This is a genomic window from Arcanobacterium phocisimile (assembly GCF_016904675.1).
Lineage (GTDB): Bacteria > Actinomycetota > Actinomycetes > Actinomycetales > Actinomycetaceae > Arcanobacterium > Arcanobacterium phocisimile.
Genome location: NZ_CP070228.1, coordinates 1,142,965 through 1,161,650 on the forward strand (window position 1 = coordinate 1,142,965; position 18,686 = coordinate 1,161,650).

The following is an 18,686-nucleotide window of genomic DNA, read 5'->3' on the forward strand; positions in this document are numbered from 1 at the left end:
CTGAGTGTCGTGGGCACTGTCACCTGTGGCACAATCATTTTATGGCGTTATCAGAAAAACTACTTGGCCGCGACGAACATGTTATTCGGCATATGCATGAGCATATTAAGGCCCTATTTTGGAATACTTGCGGACTCGTTCTGATCCTCATTGCGCTGGTGCTCGCCCTGGTTTTCCTTCCGGACTCTCTTCGCCCGTGGGGCACGTGGGCGTGTATCGTATTCGCCCTCGTTGCTGCTTTTATCGTATGGTTCTTGCCCTGGCTGCGATGGATCACCTCGACGTACACGATCACGAACCGTCGAATTATCACCCGCTCAGGGATCTTTTCGAAGACCGGACACGATATTCCGTTATCACGCATTTCAGATGTCGCTTATGAACACGATCTGATAGATCGTATCGTAGGGGCAGGTACTCTGATCTTGGAAACGTCAGCAGCCCAACCGCTTATCTTGCATGATGTTCCTCGGGTTGAAGATGTCCATGTTGAACTCACAGAGCTCTTATTCTCCGCTGATACAGACGAAATGGATGCTTAAAACTATGGCTATGTGGAATCGTGTCGCTCATCTGGTTTTTGATATTGGGCGCCAAGCACTGAAGAACGTGCAAAAGGCTTCTAAAAATTCCCAACAATCAATCAATTATTCTGGACGCGCAACAGCCTCGACATCGAAAGCACGTAACGTAAAGAAGGAAACTCAAGCTTTACGGTTACCTGCCCCGCATGAGCGCGCGGTTGAATACAATGTCCATAGCCTTGGGCTTCCGCAATTCACTTACGCCCCTATTCGAAATGACGCGCCTGACCCTGGCGAAGTTGTGTGGACCTGGGTTCCCTATGAAGAAAATGATGGCCGCGGCAAGGACCGCCCAGTTTTAGTCGTGGCCATGTATGGTCCAGATCATGTTGTTTTTGCGCAGACGACGTCGAAAGATCACGATCGTGACGCCGCTGACGAAGCTCGTTGGGGACGTTTTTGGATGGATATTGGCTCTGGTGACTGGGATGCACGTCATCGCCCCTCAGAAGTACGCCTGAACCGGTTAATGATTGCGCACGTTGATCAGATTCGCCGTACTGGAGGCCGTTTGGATAAAAAGATTTTTGCTGAGGTTGTGCGCGAAATTAAGTCACATCTTCGCTGACTTTCTAGGTGACGCGTTGCATTGATTTTAGTAGGTTTATTGAGGAAGTAGCTGGTAGGCTTACACGTGGACTTTATTTACCTGGTCGGGTAATGAGTCCGGCCTCGATTCATAACCACGGGTGTCCCCACGCCTTACAGTCCGGATCAGGCAATCCCTCACCGACCGTATTCCTTTCGTGTCTGCTAACCAGCATTCACGAGAAATGAAAGAGATTCACGTGGCAAACATCAAGTCCCAAAAGAAGCGCATTAAGACCAACGAGAAGCACCGTGTCCGTAACCAGGCTTACAAGTCCGAGCTTAAGACGCTCGTTCGTAAGACTCGCGAAGCTATCGCCGCTGGCGATGTGGAAGTTGCAACCGATGCACTCAAGGTCACCAGCCGCAAGCTGGACAAGGCTGTTTCTAAGGGTATTATCCACAAGAACCAGGCTGCTAACCGCAAGTCGAAGCTCGCCGTTCAGGTAGCTAAGCTCGGTAAGTGACCTCTTCGCGTTTTTAACGCAAGGAAATGTTGTGGCGGGTAAGAACTATTGAGGTTCTTACCCGCCACAACTGTTTTTCACTAGCGATTATTTAATGGACCGCGCACGTCCAACGGCTAGTATTCCGCGTTCGAGTGCATATCCGGGGTCTCGTGAGCCACCTTTAACCTCTGCGTCTGCTTGAGCAACCGCTGAAATAGCTGCTGCGAGACCAGTAGCACTCCATCCACGCATATCGCGTTTTGCTCGATCTGCCATCCAGGGCACGATTGAAACTTTCACATCTATAGCATGTGAACGCTGCCCGAGTATCTGCGCCATCGTACGTAGTTTAGATGCGATGGCACCGAGAATTGCGGTCGGGCTCGAACCGGTTGCTATTGCGTGACGAGCGAGATTAATTGCTTGGCCAACATTGCCAGCAATTAATGCATCTGCAACATTAAAGCCTTTCGCTTCAATACGTCCGGCGAAATAGGTATGAACATTTTCTTCAGTGATTAGGCCTTCGACGTCCGCCAGTAATTGTTGAACCCCTGCTAAAAGTTCGCGCACATCTGAGCCGATCGCTTCAATAAGAGCTCCTACTGCTTCAGCTGTCATTTTTCGGCCAGCTACTCGAACGTCACTGACAACTGCCTGGGTTTTGTCACGTTGATTCTTTACCGCATCGATTTTCGTGGTGGGAACTTTCGCTTTGGCAAGCGCGGTCAACAGTTTCTTACCTCGTGCTCCGCCATTATGCCGAAGTACTAAAACTACATCGTGTTCTGGATGTTGGAGGTAGTCGAGTAAATCTTTTTCTAACGCAGCATTCGACGATTCAAGTTGTGGAACAATAAGCATCCGGCGTTCGCCAAAAAGCGACGGCGAGGCAAGAGCCAGCAAAAATCCCGCATTATAGTTTTGCGATTCAATTTCTTGAATATCAGTGTGCGGATCTATATCCCGCGCCTGTTTTTTCAGTAAACCAATAGCTCGTTCTGCGTAAACCGGTTCCCCAGACTGTATAAGAACGATTGGTGCGAGTTGTATTTTGTCCCACGTCATAGTTCTAGTATTCCACGTCCCCAACCTTATTAGCCACGCTGCGGCGGCGATGAGCCCAGTACAACAACATCCCACCAATGCTGAGCTGGATGAATGCGCTAACGATCGGTGGCACTGCAACACACGGCAAATAAGTAACAACCATATCTATCCAGCCGGAGCAAATCTGTGCGCCGGCTAAAAAATATATTCCCAGCGCAGGAACAATCGGCATCAACACTCCCCCGCTCATTCCTAAAATTGTCAAGGGTACTACCACTGGCGCTACTAGCGCATTTGCTACCACCGCTAACAAGGACACTTGCGGTTGCAGATCGGCAACCAAGGGCAACGTGGCAAGTCCAGCAATATATGGCACTGCGATTGTTTCACTCAGCCACAGTGGCATAACTTCAGACATGATCCGCGATAGTGGCCTACTTGCTACGACAATCCCCCACACAGCCACTACCGAGAGCATAAATCCCAAACTGGTTGCCAGTTGTGGCACGATGAGACACGATCCTATTAATGTCAGTGCCAACAATGGGAATGCCGTCACGCTATAACGCAACCCAACCCCAATGCTGTAAATAATACCCATAATCACTGCCCGGATCACTGACGGTTCTGGGGAGACCAACGTCGTCAAAGCGTAGACCGCAACCAGGCTCGCACCCCCAGTGATCAGTGGCCACCGCCATCCGACTATCACGATAGCTAGCAGAATAATCAATGAAATGTGTGAACCGGAGACGGCAGTTAAATGTGATAGTCCGAGGACGCGCATGCGCTCCCGATAGGATTCGGGTAACCGCGAATCGTCGCCAATCGCAATACCGGTCACCAACGCGTCGTGGGCAACGGACGTCGATTCGTCGTACGCAATGAGCGCTTGGTGGATCCGTCCGACATATTGTTCCCACCCGGTTGGTTTACTCAGTATAGTTATTTCTTGCCCGACGAAGCACATGTCACTCTGATTACGGTAGGTACATTCCTCGAGTTTCCCGCCTACAGTGACGACATCGTAGCGTTGTACCGTGCTCGAACTGCGCATCTCCACCGCTAACAGATAACTAGATTGATCGCGCCTATCATCTACGCGTAGATTTTCGGCACGTAGAAAAAACTTTGTCTGTCCATGCTTTTTGATCGGGAAGGAAGTAACTGTGCCAGTAATATGCACTGGTAGATTTCGTTGGCTTGCCGTAAACAACAGACTGTGTTCAACTGCCCGTTGATGAACGGACGTGGTTATAGCGGTACACACTATCGTCACGCAGATGACAACAAGCGTTGGCCAGTACCGATTAAAATCGTGCCGATGCGGGTAGACCAACACGATCACTAGTCCACACAGCAGACCGATATACAGCGCATATTTCGGTCCGAGAATAACAGTCCACCAACTTGCCAGAGCTGGCATCGCTAACCGATAGTCCTGCGGGTTCACAATCAGCCCGCGCGCAAATATTCACGTAAGCGCTCAACAGTTTTCGTACCAATTCCTGGCACGTTCGTCAACGATTCGATATCGGCGAATTTCCCGTTGCTTTCACGCCACTTAATAATCGCACCCGCAGTAGCCGGACCGATTCCAGGCACAGTTTCAAGAGTTTGTTGGTTCGCTGAATTGATGTCAACGGTTGCCGGTGTAGCTGCGCCGCCGTTTGTTTCTATTTGTGTTTCTGTTTCTTCACCGGTGGCTGTGATATGGATATGCTCGCCGTCGGCGATGAGCGCAGCGAGATTGATGTGTCGCGTATCTGCTGCATCGGTTAGCCCACCGGCGGCGACAACCGCATCATTAACGCGGGAATTTTCCGGCAACGTAAAGATTCCGGGGTTCGCTACCGCTCCGGTGAGATAGACAGTTGCTTCTGATGGCGCCGCGTTACTATTTTGCGGTGCCGGTACTTGTACTGGCGACGTCGAACTTCCCGATGACTCAGTATGTTGCGTATCCTCTTGCCCGGTTCCGCCAGCATTGCTATCACTTTGCGTAGGCTGAGGTAGAGGCACCGTTTCAGTATTAGTCGCGTAGACGAAGGTGCGTGTCACGACAACAATGCACACGATAATGACGATGATGGCAACGATTCGTGCAGCATCTGAATCTAGCAGTAATCGGCTTTTCCTACCGGTTGCTGAGAGTGCGCTAATATCATCGCCTGTTCCCATCGCTAAAGCAGATTTCGCTAGCGCTTGAGCACGCGTAACGGAATCCTCAGTAGATACCGGCTTGGCGGATTCGAGGGTGTCGGTATAGCCGATACGCGAACGGGGCGAACGGCGAAGTTTTCGCGGTTGAAAAGGCTGAGCTGTACGAGGCATTGGTTGAGTCATATTTCGAGTATTACCAACATGCCAACCTCATGAGGGCGTTCTGAAAAGCTCGTGGAAATCCTCAAGTTTAACGGATTATGTGGACAACCTGAAATCACTCCATCTTGCGCTCTGTCTCGACTAGACTAAAGGCATGACATCACAAGCAGAGATCGCGAAACTCAAAGCGGCCGCACTTGCTGCCCAAGCCGAAGCAGCCGCAGCTAAAGCGGCAGCCGCGCAGGCAGCTTTCGAAGCTGCCCAACTCGAAATGGAAGCTTCGCAAGATGTTGAGGCTGCCCAGGGCGCTGAGGCGCCGCATAACGCAGATACAGATGCTGCCCAAGGAATTATGACGCCACCAGATACTGCCAAATCCGCAGACCTATCCGCGGTATCTGCAACTACTCCGGTCGAACTAGAGTCTGTTAGTGGTTACGCTCAAGAGGTCATCTCTGGATATGCCTCCAAGGGCCAAGCGTTGACCATCGGAACCTATATCGAAGATGGTCAACCACAGCCAGGTATCGAGATCGCCTTGCCCCTAGCAATGCTTAACCGCCACGGGTTAGTTGCGGGTGCTACAGGAACTGGAAAAACCCGCACGCTACAACTGCTTGCAGAAGGCCTCTCAGATGCTGGTGTTCCGGTTTTCATCACCGATATCAAGGGCGATCTTACTGGTTTGCTAGAGCCTGGCACAGCCTCAGAAAAACTGATCGCGCGCGTGAAATCTCAAGGCCAAACGTGGAACGCCCGAAACTTCCCTACTGAGCTCTACACGTTAGGCGGAGAAGGGAAAGGTACACCGATCCGCACAACTGTATCGGATTTTGGTCCACTGTTACTATCCAAAGTTCTCGGGCTAAACGACACCCAAGAATCTGCTCTTTCCCTCATCTTCCACTGGGCTGATCAAGAACGCTTGGCATTGATCGATCTCAACGACCTACGTGCCGTCGACTCTTACCTCACCTCAGACGAAGGAAAAACCGAGCTCTCAGCGATTGGCGGAATTGCGTCTTCGACTGCCGGAGTTATCCTGCGAGAAGTTGCCGAGCTACAAGCGCAAGGGGCGGAATCGTTCTTCGGTGAACCCGCTTTCAACGCCACAGAATTTATTCGAACAAATTTCGACGGCCAAGGAATTATTTCTGCACTAGAACTACCCGATGTGCAATCGCGGCCAGCTCTTTTTTCCACCTTTGTTATGTGGCTCCTGGCCGAACTTTTTGAAGTTCTTCCAGAACAGGGAGATTCGGATAAGCCCAAACTTGTTTTCTTCTTCGACGAAGCACACCTGTTATTTTCTGGAGCATCGAAGGAATTCACGAACCAAGTCATCCAAACTGTTCGACTGATCCGTTCCAAAGGGGTGGGCATTTTCTTCGTTACTCAAACTCCAAAAGACGTCCCCGCAGATGTGTTAGGACAGCTTGGCGCAAAGATCCAGCACGCCCTGCGCGCCCACACACCAAACGATGTGAAGGCACTGAAGGAGACCGTAAAAACCTTCCCAACCTCACCGCTAGATTTACACGAAATATTGCCAAATCTGGGAACGGGCGAGGCAATCGTGACTATTCTGGACGATCACGGACGCCCGTCGCCTGTTGCACCAACACGAATATGGGCCCCAGCTGCCGAGATGGGCGTTGCTTCGAACCAAGCAATAGATGTAGCTCTGGCACAGTCCTATTCGATGGAAAAGTATCTCCATCCGGTTGATCCAGAGTCCGCTTTTGAACTGATTAATGCTCGCATCGAGGCAGAAAAACTCGCTAAAGAAGCACAAGCCGCCGCCAAAGCTGAAGCCACAGAGCAAGAGCGACTCGCACGCGAGCTGGAAAAACAGATCGCTGCCGAAGAACGGGCCCGAGAGAAAGAACTCGAAAAAATACGCAGGCAAGCTGAAAAGGATGCACAGCGTCAAGCAAAACGACGCGACTCAATGTTCGACACCGTTATCAAAACTGCTGGACGAACCTTGGCTCGAGAAATCACTCGGGGGCTCTTTGGCACTCGCCGTCGATAACGTGCAAAACCCCGTCGAATGCTGGTAGCAATTTGTGGGTGGCTGGACCTATAGAGGTCTAGCCACCCACTTATGTCAAGGCTCAAAGCCCGCGCACAAGCCCACAGCCGGTACAATCCGTACAGTGCGTTAGCGCCTGCACTAGGCTGCAAACACACTACTTGCGGTATGTAATCGTCACGGTCAATGTGCGCGATGTTCCTGGAGCAATAACAATCGAACCGGCAGCATCGGGACGGTTAAATGCATCAGCAACATGACTCAATGGCTCAATAGCAACCGATCCTCGCTCATTACGCGAGACGCCGTCGGAAGTGAAGATATGGACCAGTGGAGCCTCAGCAGGTTCTTGGGCGATTTCAATCTGCGCATTTGTTGCAGGATCACGCAGAACAGTTGTCACTACACCGTTCTCATCTGGTATAAGACCTCGGAAAGAAGTATCGAGTTGCTGATTGCCTAAAAAGTCGAGCTTGAATGGTGCATTAATACCTGCATACGCGGCCTCACCAGGGCGCGGAACCAAAGTCGAATCATAAACAACTCGCGTACGTGCTGGAATCGTAACCGACATATTCGAAGCACGCGACTGCGGGAAGTGGAGATACGGATGCCAGCCCAACGCCAATGGAATACCGTGCGACAATTCATGCGAAGCTTCCAAAGATACCGTCAAATGCTCTTCACCTTGGGCACCGGTATCAATCGAGAATACAACCGATAGTTTGAACGGCCACGGGTAACCAGCTGAACCAGGAAACTCGTATTCCAAAACCAGGGCGCCTTCAGTATTCGTGGCCACGAAATCTGCAGTCCCCACCAAACCATGAGCAGCACCGGCCGGAAGTTCATCAACCGTGTACGTCTGCCCCTCAAAAACGTACGAAGACTGCGTCAATCGGCCTGGCCATGGAGCCATGACTTTCGAGCGCGCATCTCCCCCATCTTCCAGCTCTGCACGAGAAACATAGCCATCGATTACGTTAACACCTGCTTGGGGCTCCCACGAAATCAAAGTTGCCCCGCGCTCAGCAACCACGGCGCTCGCTCCACTAGCAGACGACAATTTCCATGCCGGTAATCCGTCAAACACTGTCGATTCAACAGTTGTAGCACTCATCGAGCTCACAGCTTCTCACCTTCGTTCATCAAGAATGGATCTGAAAAAATCATAATTATTTTCGTAAAATCATACACCTAAATTCATATAAAAGAGTATTTAGGTTTCAGATACTGAGCACTTGAAGTCTTCACTGCGGAATGACAAGCCCTAAGAGTCACCCACCGCACGACGTTCCCAACGTTTTACATCGACGCGCGAAGCCTTACTCGTCATCATGTAACTGCCTATAAGCAATGGGGCCGAGAAAACCTCCCGACCCCATAACTCATCTCAGTCACGGCACGATATTGATCAAATGTGGTGCACGGATGATAACCTTCCGAGGCTCGCCATCAAGGTATTGTGTAACCTTCTCCGAAGCCAATGCTAGTGCCTGAAGATCCGCATCCGAAATATCGGTCGGAACTTCGAGGCGGTCACGAACCTTGCCCTTAACCTGCACGACACACGTGACAGTATCGTCTACCAGCAACGACTCGTCGCTCACCGTCGGGAATGGAACGTAGGCCAAGGACTCACTGTGCCCCAAACGTTTCCATAGCTCCTCGGCAATATGCGGCGCAATCGGCGAGGTTAGCAGTACCAAGGTTTCTGCAACTTCGCGGGTAACTGGCTTACCTGTGACGTGATTGTTGAGCACAATAACCTTCGCAATTGCAGTGTTGATCCGCATGCTTTCGAACTCTTCACGAACATCGTGGATCGTGCGCGCAACCAACTTCTGTGTTTCCTTGTCGGTTGGTTCGTCAACAATCACTAGTTCCCCAGTTTCCTCGTCAACGATATTGCGCCACAAGCGCTGCAAGAATCGTTGTGCACCCACAACTGCTCGGGTCTCCCACGGGCGGTCGGCATCCAACGGACCCATCGACATCTCATAGACGCGGAACGTATCTGCACCGTACTGCTCAGCCATCTCGTCTGGCGTGACGATATTCTTCAGCGACTTACCCATCTTGCCGTATTCACGATTAACTGGTTGGCCGTTCCACTCGTAGGTCACTTCGCCAGAACCGTCAGCTGCGGCAACTTCAACGACTTCATCAGCAGGCACGTACTGCCCACGTGAATCGGTGTAGGCGTAGGCTTGAACGTAGCCTTGGTTGAACAGCTTGTGGAACGGCTCGCTTGAGCTCAAGTGACCCAAATCATAGAGTACCTTGTGCCAGAAACGCGCATAGAGCAGATGCAAAACAGCATGCTCAACGCCGCCGATATATAGGTCAGTACCACCAGCAGGCTTTCCGTCCTTTGGACCGATCCAATATTCTTCGTTTTCCGGAGCAATGAATTTCTCATCGTTCGTTGGATCAATATAGCGCAACTCGTACCAGCACGAGCCTGCCCAATTTGGCATCGTGTTGGTTTCGCGGCGATACTTCTTCACTCCATCACCCAAGTCAAGTTCAACATTGACCCAGTCAGTGAGGCGTCCCAATGGTGGTTCGGGCTCAGAGTCAGCATCATCCGGATCAAAAGAACGAGGCGAATAGTCTGGGGTATCTGGCAATGCTACTGGCAGCATCGACTCTGGTAGCGAATGTGCCACGCCGTCTTCGTCGTAAACAATCGGGAATGGTTCACCCCAGTAGCGTTGCCGTGAGAACAGCCAGTCACGCAGGCGATAGGTAATTGCGGAGCTACCGATCCCCTTTTCTTCGAGCCATGCGATCATCTTGGCTTTGCCGGCATCCTTATCAAGCCCGTTGAGCGAAATCTCTGAGTTTTCCGAGTTGATGATTAAGCCGTCTTCGGTCCATGCCGATTCACCGTCGAACTCAGCTGGCGTTTCGATCGTTGCAATAATCGGAATGTTGTAGGTACGAGCGAAATCAAAATCGCGCTGATCGCCAGACGGAACAGCCATAATTGCGCCGGTACCATAACCCATCATCACGTAATCAGCAGTGAAGACTGGGATTTGTGCTCCGTTAACCGGGTTCGTTGCAAAGATTCCGGTGAAGACGCCAGTCTTGGTCTTATCGACATCGGCTCGCTCTTTATCCGACTTCTGCGAAGCGGCACGTTGGTAGTCCTTCACAGCACTCAGCGGATTTGGCGCACCGCCGGTCCATTCACTTTCGGTACCTGCTGGCCATTGCGTCGGCAAAGCTTGCTCGGTAAGCATCGGATGCTCGGGTGAAACAACCATGAAAGTTGCGCCAAACAGCGTATCTGGACGGGTTGTGAACACGGTCAAAGTGTGGTCAGTATCGGCGCCATGCGCGGTGAAATCGACGTGCGCACCATGCGATTTACCGATCCAGTTACGCTGCATAGAGCGCACCTTTTCAGGCCAATCGACCTTGTCTAAATCGGTCGCCAAACGGTCTGAGTAGGCGGTGATGCGCATCATCCACTGGCGGAGGTTTCGCTTAAAGACTGGGAAGTTACCACGCTCAGAACGGCCGTCCGAGGTGACTTCTTCGTTAGCTAGCACAGTACCCAAGCCTGGCGCCCAGTTCACTGGGGCATAATCAACGTATGCCAATCGGCGACTATCGATGGCTGCCTGACGTTCGGTAGCCGACATCTCCGCCCACGGTTTCCCTTCTGGCGTTGGGATTGACCCATCTTCATACCCAGAGACTAGTTCGCTGATTGGGCGTGCTCGACCGGTCGTGCCTGGCTCACGGCCTGGTGCGCTTTCGTCATACCAAGAGTTAAAGATCTGCAAGAAGATCCACTGGGTCCAGCCAACGAAGTTATCGTCAGTTGTTGCTACCGAACGGCGCTTTTCATGCGACATGCCCAGCTTGCGTAGTTGTGAACGCATATTGTCAATGTTTTGTTCAGTGGTAATGCGCGGGTGCTGGCCGGTTTGCACGGCGAACTGTTCTGCTGGCAAGCCAAATGCGTCGAAACCCATCGTGTAGAGTACGTTCTTGCCTTGCATACGCTGATAGCGTGCCAAGCAATCCGTTGCGATAAATCCGAGTGGGTGACCAACGTGTAAACCCTTGCCCGATGGATATGGGAACATATCAAGGAGGAAGTAGGCATCGTTGGCTAGCTCAGCCCCGTCGGCTAGATCGCCAACTGGGTTTGGTGCGTTAAAAGTTTCTTCATTGTCCCACCGGTCTTGCCATGATACTTCGATCTTGTTGGCAAGTTCGGCAGTGTAGCGGTACGGGAAGCTACTTGATGCCGACATGATTCTCCTTATTTTCGTTATAAAATCATTAATCTTAATGGTAACTCAGGAGTCGGCTTTTCTCCGTCCAACGAACATGTGATACACCAAACGTCTCGAGGAGGTAGACTGGCATCATGAGTAGTATTTTTACAAAGATTATCGCAGGTGAAATTCCCGGAAAATTCGTCTGGGCTGATGACGACGTCGTCGCCATGGCAACAATTGAACCAGTCCGCCCCGGTCACGTGATGGTTATTCCACGAGCTGAGGTCCCGAAGTTTAATGACGTCGATCCAGAAGTTTTTGCGCACGCGATGAAAGTCGCGCAGATTATTGCAAACGCACAAGAAAAGGCTTTCGGCGTCGAACGCAGCGTTGTCACAATTCTTGGTTTTGAGGTTCCTCATACTCATATTCACGTTATCCCGGCTGAATCTGAAAGTGCCGCGAACTTGCATAAGGCTAGTGCCGCTCCAGCTGCTGATATCACGAAAGCGATGATGGAGTTGCGTAATGCGTTGTTCGAGCTGGGCTACGGCGAGCACGTTCCGGAATATATGGATGCTCTCTAGAATTCTAGGAAACTAAGACTGAGAGCAGGTTCCAAAAAGTCGTCACGATCAAAACGATGACGGCGGCGTATGCTGTAATAATAACAATCCAGCGATTGCGCACATAGGATCGGCCAAAATCTTGCGCGCCTTGGCCGTAGTGGCCGGCTTGAGCGCTACGCGCGGTGACGTGAACGAAGAGCAATATTGTTACTACCCACGTAACCATGCAGTATGGGCAGAGTTTACCCTCTACCGCCAAGCTTTCGTACATAAACCACATAACCCAGACGATTCCGCCGCCTAACGCGACGGATAGCAGTTGCCATAGCCAACGGGCATATTGGGCACGCGCAAGTAAGCCAAGGCCCAGTGCCGCGATACCAGCGAAGAAAGCTAAGCCCAACACTGAATTGGAGATCCCGAAGAAAACTTCATTTTGCCAGGCGCCGATCCACTCTCCACAACCGACCAGCGGGTTGACATCGCACAATAAAATAGCTTGTGGATTTGTGAGTTTTTCTTTCTCGGCGATGATCAACGACAGTGATGACCACAGGCCGATGAAACCGCAGAGAGTGATCAACCAGGCGAGCCCGCGTTCAGCTCCCCCAGCTAGTTGGTGTGCTGTCGGGTAAGCATCGTATTTCACGAGCTTGGCAACGATTTGTTCCTCAGTAAGCTCACTGTCTATCTTCCGCGCCATATCAGTCCTTCACGCCTTTCACATAGTCATGCACATATTGCGCGGTATCTTCCCAACCAGTAACTGCGTGCGCATCAATACCGAGCTTAAGTACCGGATAGTCGTTACCGCCTTCGTCTAACCGATCGCCGATGAAAAGCATATCGCTGATAGCAATGCCGGTTTGCTTGGATAATTCAGCGATACCGTAGGCTTTATCAACGCCTGCTCGCGTGATGTCGACCGACGTCGAGCCGCCCGAGCGCACTTCTAGGTCTGGTAGGTCTGCCGCCACTGCTGCGCGCAGAGCTTCTTTTTTACTCCTGTCCGGATCCCAGGCTTGTTTTGCCTCGACTGGTGCTTGTTGTCCCAAAGCAGAGAAGGTGATTTGTGATCCACGATCTTCAAGGATCGGACCCCATGTTTTTGCTTCCCATAAGCCGAGTTCTTTCGCGCGCTTTTCTAGAGATTCTAGAGCACGGTGCCGTTCGGTAGTGCTGAGATCGCGAGCATAGATTGTCTCCCATTGTCCATCGCTATAGCGTAGGTAGCGCGTTCCGCAAGTAGGCATAAGGTGCAGTTTATTTAGTTGATCGGCGGTGGCGTGAAGATGGTCAAGGAGCTGAGTCGAGAACTGCGTGAAGTTGCCACCAGAAATAACGCACACTTCAGAGATGTTTAAAAGCGAACGCAGTGCGTGAGCCATTTCTTCCGGCAATGGGGACTTCGACGGCGCGAGCGTATCATCTAAGTCAAATGCCACTAATTCATACTGTGTCATACATCTCCACCGTAATTTTCGCGTTAGGTCATCCATGACAAGACTGTCACTTGATAGGCTCAAACCATTGTACGCATGTAAGGAGACTTTTATGAAAACAAAGGCCGAAGAGCACGCGATAAAACGAGTGCCTCAGCCGTTAATGACAGCAGCTGCGTGGTCATGGCGCTTGATCGTTGTTGGCCTTGCGTTGACTGCCCTTGGCTGGCTATCACTAACTTTCTATACACTCGTCATTTCCGTAATGGTAGCTTTCCTGCTCGCTGTAGTCTTGGAACCCTTAGTTTCCATGCTCCGAAAGTACTTGAGATTCCCGGCAAGCCTTGCCGCGGGTACAGTTTTTTTATTCTTCTTAGCCCTCGTAGGGGTACTGATGTGGGGATCATCGGTCGGTATTGTTTCTGGATTTAGCGATCTTTCAGAACAATTAAACGAAGGCGTGAGCACGATTGTTCAAGATCTCACTGAGCGGTTCCCCCATATCGGCGATCAACTCACTGACGCATGGGGAGCAATACAAAACACGCTCACCAGAAATTCGCGCCAGGTGCTCGGTGGCGTTGTTGCAGTCGGCTCAACGGTGACTTCAATGCTCACCGGCATTCTCCTGATGTTATTTACTCTCTTTTTCTTCCTCAAGGACGGCCGTCGGTTGTGGCAGTGGTGCGTACGCTTACTGCCATTGCATTACCAAAACTGCGCGAATGAAGCAGGAATCCGCGCTTGGGTTATGATCGGGAACTACACCCGTACCCAAGCATTGGTTGCGCTCATCGACGCGGTAGGTATCGCCGTCATCGCAATGATCCTCGAGACTCCAATGAGCTTGGCTTTACCGATCGGACTCCTCGTATTTTTAGCGGCCTTCATCCCAGTTGTCGGCGCTTTCTTATCCGGATTTGTCGCAATTATCATCGTACTTGTCAATACCCAATCGTTCTTCATGGCCTCGATGATGGCACTTGGCATCCTCGTTGTTCAACAGATTGAAGGAAATCTACTCCAACCAATTCTCCAAGGAAATGCACTCAACATTCATCCACTTGCTGTCGTTCTGATTGTGGCGGCAGGATCTGCTGTTGCTGGCATTGTGGGAGCAATTTTTACTGTTCCTCTTGTAGCAGCGCTCAACGTTGTCATCCTCTACTTACGCGGGCATGACATGTACCCTTACTTGGATTCTTTGGCCGACCGCCCAGGTGGTCCCGCAAAGAATTTCCTTGAAGTCCGCCAAGAGTACTGGCACGACTTCGAGTCAAACGTTGCGATTACGACTTCGCCTGCCGAACGCCGCAAAGCTAAGTATGCGCGCACTGCGCGACTCTTCGGATTTGGTGGCAAATAACCATAGCTGATATCAGCTAGAATACTCGTAACTAGATCATCGAAAATCTCGTGATCATAGATCTGAAAGGGTAAATCCTTATGGCAACACCGCATATTAGTGCCGAACCAGGCGATTTTGCACCCGCAGTCCTTATGCCCGGTGATCCAAAGCGCGCAACCAAAATGATGGAACTGCTGATGCCTGACGCACGTTTGGTTTCGCATGTTCGTGGGATCGTAGGTTACACCGGTGAGGTCAACGGCAAACCCCTGTCGATTATGGCTTCCGGCATGGGACAACCGTCGTTGTCGATTTACGTTAACGAATTATTTATGTCGTACGGTGTTGAGCGCATCATCCGTGTTGGTACCGCTGGAGGTCTTTCCTCTAAAGTCGCAGTCGGGGATGTCATCATCGCCAACGGTGCCCATTATGAGGGAATCATGAATACCTATATGACTCCCAATATTCACTTTTCCGCAATTGCCTCTTACGATCTCGTACGTGGCGCAGCTGATGCTGCGGGCGACGACGATACCGTACATGTCGGAGCTATTGTTTCGCGTGATCGCTTCTACGGAGTTGATCCGGCAGAAAATGAAGCACTAGCAAAGATCGGTTGCTTGGGCGTCGAAATGGAAGCTGGCGCACTTTACGGTTTGGCAACAAAGTATGATCGCCAGGCTTTGGCCGTCCTCACTGTTTCAGATCACATCACTGTACCAAGTGAAGATATGGACGCAGAAGCTCGTGAGAGCAAGTTCCAAAAGGCCCTCGCGTTGGCAGTAGCAGCGGCACACTGCTAGCTCAAATTCTGCAATCATCGAGTTGGTGCTTCTCATTCTTAGAGGAGCACCAACTTATTATTTTCCTGTATTGCCAGAAGACGCAGAGGTTTCCGTGATGCTCTCCCTTTCCTTTACGCTACGTTCCATCCGCAGAGCCGGGTAAACGTCAAATCCACCGCCGGGACCTCCTTTTGTTGCCATAGGGGTTAATCCGTTTTGTTCATCATGACAATGTCTAACCATGAGAACATCTTGACATAGGGCTCCGACACAAAATGCGTAACATCAGTTGCTTGAAAACCGCCAGTCTTGTCGTACCAATACCTGCGAACGAAAGACTGATCACACAAACCGTTCCGAGAACGTATTCCGGCAACAAACGTATTATCGTGGAGATGTTCAGAATATGAGACTAGCTTGATTTCGGCTTGTTTCCATGTCAATCTGGAGTTGTTCATCAAGAGCAGCTGAGAGACTCGGCTCAGTGAAGCTGCAGCAACCCGTATCCGGCGGGTGCTACTGCCGAGTACGATGGAGGAACGCGTGATAGAGCTCAAGAATGTATCCAAGATATATCCACGCAAGGGTGGATCAGATGTCCATGCGCTAAACAATCTTTCACTCACCATACCGGACAACACTATCCACGGAATTGTCGGTGAGTCAGGTGCAGGAAAATCCACCCTCATCAGGTGTCTGACCGCGCTCGAACGCCCCACAAGTGGTTCAATTCTTGTTGACGATGAAGACCTCACTCAGTTAACGTCGAAACAGTTGCGCGCTGCTCGCCGCCGTATAGGTATGGTTTTCCAGGGAGCCAACCTCTTAGAAGCACGCACAACCTATGAAAATATTGCTTACCCATTGCGGATAGCCAGAGTCCCCAGTAACGAAATCGATATCCGAGTTAAAGAACTTCTTACTCTTGTCGGACTGCAAGATCGAGCGCACTCCTACCCAGCACAATTGTCTGGCGGGCAACGCCAGCGCGTTGGTATCGCACGAGCACTGGCAGATCGACCCGCCGTCTTGCTAGCAGATGAACCTACATCAGCTCTGGATACCGAAACTACCGAATCGATCTTGACACTATTGAAAAACGTTAGAGAACAAACGGGAGTTACGGTCGTCGTTATCACCCACGAAATGTCAGTCGTTCGCTCAATCTGTGATTCTGTTACTCTCCTCGATGCTGGACGTATCCTGGAAACTGGCTTCATCTCGGATATTCTTCAGACCCCTTCGTCACAGTTAGCGCGGATGCTCATCCCATTACCCGAACTTGATTCTTACACCACCGAATTAAACGACGTCGTCGATCTCTATTTCACGTCACACCCTGGCGAACCCACCGGGTCGCGGGTCCTGAGTAAAGTAGCTGAACTTGGCGCCGACATTGCCGCAGGAACCTTTGAATCTGTTGGCGAAGTACAAGTGGGGCGCCTTGCAATTGCAGTCCCGATCGGCCAAGGAGAACAATACGCAAGCCAATTCGATAAGGCCATGATTTTCGCACAGGTGCGTGACGTATGAATAATCAATTCTTCACTATAATGCCATCACTAATCCTCACTGCACGTGGCGACGAAGGAACATGGTTCAATCGCCCAGTCATCCAGGATCAATTAATCAGCGCTATCGGTGAAACACTGCTAATGGTTAGCGTTGGGACTATCATCACTGTCATCCTTGGTTTGCCACTAGGTGTGGTCTTGGCTGAGACTCGTAAAGAAGGTTTGATCCCCCACCGATACGCTCATAAGATTATCGGCGCCACAGTTAATATAGGGCGTGCTATACCATTCATCATCTTAGCTGTGATCGTGTTGTACGCCATCAGGTTTGCCAGCATCCCCGGATTGTCCACCGTGGGCTGGCCAGCCTTTACTGTTTCACTTATTGTTTCAGCTGTCCCCTATTTTGCTCGGTTGGTAGAATCCAACGTCCGTGCAGTAGAACATGGGAAGGTTGAGGCTGCACAAATGGCAGGCGCATCGTCGTTGTCAATTATGACAGGGGTTTTGGTGCGTGAAGCACTCCCAGCAATCATTCAGTCAATCACGATTTTAACTATCACAGTAATCGGATACTCAGCAATGTCCTCGATTGTTGGCGGTGGTGGCTTGGGCGCCCTCGCTATTAACCAAGGGTATACGCGCCATCATTTTGACGTCGTCATCATCTCCGTTATCGCCATTTTAGTCATGGTACAAATAGTGCAATGGATCGGCGACATGCTTAGCCGGCTGGTTGATCACCGCTAAGGCCCAACCAGCCGGGATCCACCTCCGCCTTGGCGCGGGTTTGTCTATCATACGGATGCGATCGTGCACGTGTGCGAATCCGCTCGATAACTATCCAATTTTGCCTATATTGGCGTGATACTAAGGAAATACCATGAAAATACGTCGTTACCTCGTGACCACAGTCGCCACTCTACTCGCACTAACCGCTTGTGCATCGGAAACAGATACTGCTAACTCAGCCGACAGCAGTTCGGGAATCGTGACGATTACTGTTGGCGCATCACCAGTACCGCATGCAGATATTTTAAAATACGTTGACGAAAACCTTGCTGCCGATGAAGGCTTAAAGATAGAGGTCAAAGAATACACTGATTACATCCAACCTAACGTTGCGTTGGAAGAAGGCGAGCTCGATGCTAATTATTTCCAACATCTGCCCTACTTCGACACTGAAGTGGCCGAAAAGGGATATAACTTCGATCACGGTGCAGGAATCCAAATCGAGCCTTATGCCGTTTTTTCTAAGAAGTTGACGGACATCACAAGCATTCCTGAAGGTGGATCGATCTTGGTTAACAATGATCCGTCGAATCAGGCCCGCGCATTGAAACTGCTCGAAAAACTCGGTCTCTTTGAGCTTAAAGACGTTGAGAATCCCACTATTCACGATTTAGCGAAAAATACGCATAAGTACACTCTCATTGAGGCAGATGCGGCGATCATTCCAGTTCAACTACCGGACGTCGATATCGCAGTCATCAACGGTAACTACGCTTTAGACCACGGTCTGAACCCGACAAAGGATGCTATCGCTATCGAAGACGGCGAAGATAACCCTTACGCTAATATTCTTGCTTGGAAGAAAGATTCCCCCAAGAATGAGGCAATCGCGAAATTAGAAAAGCTTTTGCATTCGCCACAGGTAGCAGATTTTATCCGCAAGTCTTACCCAAACGGTGAAATTATTCCGGCTTTCTAAAATGAGATACTAGACTTCTGTGAATCTCAGACACCAAAA

The 18,686-nt window shown here is 50.7% G+C and carries 18 protein-coding genes and 1 riboswitch; of the genes, 10 read left to right on the top strand and 8 right to left on the bottom strand.

Features of this window, described 5'->3' with window-relative positions; translation table 11 throughout:
- Nucleotides 1-41 precede the first annotated feature (41 nt).
- The 3 genes from JTE88_RS05100 (at nt 42) to rpsT (ending at nt 1,639) form a co-directional block, all read left to right on the top strand.
- Nucleotides 42-542 carry a PH domain-containing protein gene (locus tag JTE88_RS05100; RefSeq protein ID WP_204423183.1) on the top strand — a complete coding sequence of 167 codons (501 nt, stop codon included), beginning with the start codon at nt 42-44 and terminating at the stop codon, nt 540-542.
- Nucleotides 543-546: 4 nt separating this feature from the next.
- Nucleotides 547-1,152: a type II toxin-antitoxin system PemK/MazF family toxin gene (locus tag JTE88_RS05105; protein ID WP_239519486.1), complete on the top strand. Its 606-nt coding sequence runs from the start codon at nt 547-549 to the stop codon at nt 1,150-1,152.
- 220 nt (nt 1,153-1,372) lie between these two features.
- Complete coding sequence (gene rpsT / locus JTE88_RS05110) at nt 1,373-1,639, top strand: 30S ribosomal protein S20 (protein ID WP_204423187.1); 267 nt, start codon at nt 1,373-1,375, stop codon at nt 1,637-1,639.
- Nucleotides 1,640-1,726: 87 nt separating this feature from the next.
- Here the strand turns inward: rpsT and holA are convergent, their stop codons facing one another.
- Genes holA through JTE88_RS05125 form a run of 3 tightly spaced genes read right to left on the bottom strand, consistent with a single transcriptional unit; the run spans nt 1,727 to nt 5,017 of the window.
- Nucleotides 1,727-2,689 (bottom strand): DNA polymerase III subunit delta, encoded by a 963-nt coding sequence (holA, locus tag JTE88_RS05115; RefSeq protein WP_204423189.1) that lies wholly within the window; start codon nt 2,687-2,689, stop codon nt 1,727-1,729.
- A 4-nt stretch (nt 2,690-2,693) separates the two neighbouring features.
- Nucleotides 2,694-4,124 carry a ComEC/Rec2 family competence protein gene (locus tag JTE88_RS05120; RefSeq protein WP_204423194.1) on the bottom strand — a complete coding sequence of 477 codons (1,431 nt, stop codon included), beginning with the start codon at nt 4,122-4,124 and terminating at the stop codon, nt 2,694-2,696.
- Between the two features lie 2 nt (nt 4,125-4,126).
- Complete coding sequence (locus JTE88_RS05125; protein ID WP_204423196.1) at nt 4,127-5,017, bottom strand: helix-hairpin-helix domain-containing protein; 891 nt, start codon at nt 5,015-5,017, stop codon at nt 4,127-4,129.
- Nucleotides 5,018-5,150: 133 nt separating this feature from the next.
- Here JTE88_RS05125 and JTE88_RS05130 point away from each other — a divergent pair, with 133 nt between their 5' ends.
- Nucleotides 5,151-7,031 (top strand): helicase HerA-like domain-containing protein, encoded by a 1,881-nt coding sequence (locus tag JTE88_RS05130; protein WP_204423197.1) that lies wholly within the window; start codon nt 5,151-5,153, stop codon nt 7,029-7,031.
- Between the two features lie 157 nt (nt 7,032-7,188).
- Here JTE88_RS05130 and JTE88_RS05135 read toward each other — a convergent pair whose 3' ends face one another.
- Together JTE88_RS05135 and leuS are read right to left on the bottom strand one after the other, a co-directional pair.
- Nucleotides 7,189-8,151 (bottom strand): aldose 1-epimerase, encoded by a 963-nt coding sequence (locus tag JTE88_RS05135; RefSeq protein WP_204425770.1) that lies wholly within the window; start codon nt 8,149-8,151, stop codon nt 7,189-7,191.
- 277 nt (nt 8,152-8,428) lie between these two features.
- On the bottom strand, nt 8,429-11,308 hold the full coding sequence (gene leuS / locus JTE88_RS05140) for a leucine--tRNA ligase (protein ID WP_204423199.1): 2,880 nt from the start codon (nt 11,306-11,308) through the stop codon (nt 8,429-8,431).
- A gap of 116 nt (nt 11,309-11,424) precedes the next feature.
- Between leuS and JTE88_RS05145 the strand changes: the two genes are divergently transcribed.
- Nucleotides 11,425-11,862 carry an HIT family protein gene (locus JTE88_RS05145; protein ID WP_204423201.1) on the top strand — a complete coding sequence of 146 codons (438 nt, stop codon included), beginning with the start codon at nt 11,425-11,427 and terminating at the stop codon, nt 11,860-11,862.
- A 4-nt stretch (nt 11,863-11,866) separates the two neighbouring features.
- Here the strand turns inward: JTE88_RS05145 and JTE88_RS05150 are convergent, their stop codons facing one another.
- Together JTE88_RS05150 and JTE88_RS05155 are read right to left on the bottom strand one after the other, a co-directional pair.
- Nucleotides 11,867-12,547, bottom strand: a complete 681-nt coding sequence (locus JTE88_RS05150; RefSeq protein WP_204423202.1) for a vitamin K epoxide reductase family protein — start codon at nt 12,545-12,547, stop codon at nt 11,867-11,869.
- 1 nt (nt 12,548) lies between these two features.
- Nucleotides 12,549-13,307, bottom strand: coding sequence for an HAD-IIB family hydrolase (locus JTE88_RS05155; RefSeq protein WP_204423204.1), 759 nt, complete (start codon nt 13,305-13,307; stop codon nt 12,549-12,551).
- Between the two features lie 91 nt (nt 13,308-13,398).
- Here JTE88_RS05155 and JTE88_RS05160 point away from each other — a divergent pair, with 91 nt between their 5' ends.
- Both JTE88_RS05160 and JTE88_RS05165 read left to right on the top strand, forming a co-directional pair.
- On the top strand, nt 13,399-14,652 hold the full coding sequence (locus JTE88_RS05160; protein ID WP_204423209.1) for an AI-2E family transporter: 1,254 nt from the start codon (nt 13,399-13,401) through the stop codon (nt 14,650-14,652).
- Between the two features lie 80 nt (nt 14,653-14,732).
- Nucleotides 14,733-15,440, top strand: coding sequence for a purine-nucleoside phosphorylase (locus JTE88_RS05165; protein WP_204423211.1), 708 nt, complete (start codon nt 14,733-14,735; stop codon nt 15,438-15,440).
- 188 nt (nt 15,441-15,628) lie between these two features.
- Here the strand turns inward: JTE88_RS05165 and JTE88_RS05170 are convergent, their stop codons facing one another.
- Nucleotides 15,629-15,880: a hypothetical protein gene (locus tag JTE88_RS05170; RefSeq protein ID WP_204423212.1), complete on the bottom strand. Its 252-nt coding sequence runs from the start codon at nt 15,878-15,880 to the stop codon at nt 15,629-15,631.
- Nucleotides 15,874-15,960, top strand: a riboswitch (SAM riboswitch). (Overlaps the previous gene by 7 nt.)
- A gap of 5 nt (nt 15,961-15,965) precedes the next feature.
- Here JTE88_RS05170 and JTE88_RS05175 point away from each other — a divergent pair.
- The 3 genes from JTE88_RS05175 to JTE88_RS05185 all read left to right on the top strand — a co-directional run bounded on the left by JTE88_RS05175 (nt 15,966) and on the right by JTE88_RS05185 (nt 18,647).
- Nucleotides 15,966-16,955, top strand: a complete 990-nt coding sequence (locus tag JTE88_RS05175; RefSeq protein ID WP_204423217.1) for a methionine ABC transporter ATP-binding protein — start codon at nt 15,966-15,968, stop codon at nt 16,953-16,955.
- Entirely contained in the window at nt 16,952-17,686 is a 735-nt protein-coding gene (locus tag JTE88_RS05180) for a methionine ABC transporter permease (RefSeq protein WP_204423219.1), read from the top strand. The genes JTE88_RS05175 and JTE88_RS05180 overlap by 4 nt, the downstream gene beginning before the upstream one ends.
- Before the next feature lie 133 nt (nt 17,687-17,819).
- Nucleotides 17,820-18,647 carry a MetQ/NlpA family ABC transporter substrate-binding protein gene (locus tag JTE88_RS05185; protein WP_204423220.1) on the top strand — a complete coding sequence of 276 codons (828 nt, stop codon included), beginning with the start codon at nt 17,820-17,822 and terminating at the stop codon, nt 18,645-18,647.
- Nucleotides 18,648-18,686: the final 39 nt, after the last annotated feature.

Excerpts from the sequence above, each read along its gene's own strand:
- JTE88_RS05100 (WP_204423183.1), top strand. The coding sequence starts at position 42 with ATGGCGTTATCAGAAAAACTACTTGGCCGCGACGAACATGTTATTCGG.
- JTE88_RS05105 (WP_239519486.1), top strand. The coding sequence starts at position 547 with ATGGCTATGTGGAATCGTGTCGCTCATCTGGTTTTTGATATTGGGCGC.
- holA (WP_204423189.1), bottom strand. The coding sequence starts at position 2,689 with ATGACGTGGGACAAAATACAACTCGCACCAATCGTTCTTATACAGTCT.
- JTE88_RS05125 (WP_204423196.1), bottom strand. The coding sequence starts at position 5,017 with ATGACTCAACCAATGCCTCGTACAGCTCAGCCTTTTCAACCGCGAAAA.
- JTE88_RS05130 (WP_204423197.1), top strand. The coding sequence starts at position 5,151 with ATGACATCACAAGCAGAGATCGCGAAACTCAAAGCGGCCGCACTTGCT.
- JTE88_RS05135 (WP_204425770.1), bottom strand. The coding sequence starts at position 8,151 with ATGAGTGCTACAACTGTTGAATCGACAGTGTTTGACGGATTACCGGCA.
- leuS (WP_204423199.1), bottom strand. The coding sequence starts at position 11,308 with ATGTCGGCATCAAGTAGCTTCCCGTACCGCTACACTGCCGAACTTGCC.
- JTE88_RS05145 (WP_204423201.1), top strand. The coding sequence starts at position 11,425 with ATGAGTAGTATTTTTACAAAGATTATCGCAGGTGAAATTCCCGGAAAA.
- JTE88_RS05150 (WP_204423202.1), bottom strand. The coding sequence starts at position 12,547 with ATGGCGCGGAAGATAGACAGTGAGCTTACTGAGGAACAAATCGTTGCC.
- JTE88_RS05155 (WP_204423204.1), bottom strand. The coding sequence starts at position 13,307 with ATGACACAGTATGAATTAGTGGCATTTGACTTAGATGATACGCTCGCG.
- JTE88_RS05160 (WP_204423209.1), top strand. The coding sequence starts at position 13,399 with ATGAAAACAAAGGCCGAAGAGCACGCGATAAAACGAGTGCCTCAGCCG.
- JTE88_RS05165 (WP_204423211.1), top strand. The coding sequence starts at position 14,733 with ATGGCAACACCGCATATTAGTGCCGAACCAGGCGATTTTGCACCCGCA.
- JTE88_RS05170 (WP_204423212.1), bottom strand. The coding sequence starts at position 15,880 with ATGAACAACTCCAGATTGACATGGAAACAAGCCGAAATCAAGCTAGTC.
- JTE88_RS05180 (WP_204423219.1), top strand. The coding sequence starts at position 16,952 with ATGAATAATCAATTCTTCACTATAATGCCATCACTAATCCTCACTGCA.
- JTE88_RS05185 (WP_204423220.1), top strand. The coding sequence starts at position 17,820 with ATGAAAATACGTCGTTACCTCGTGACCACAGTCGCCACTCTACTCGCA.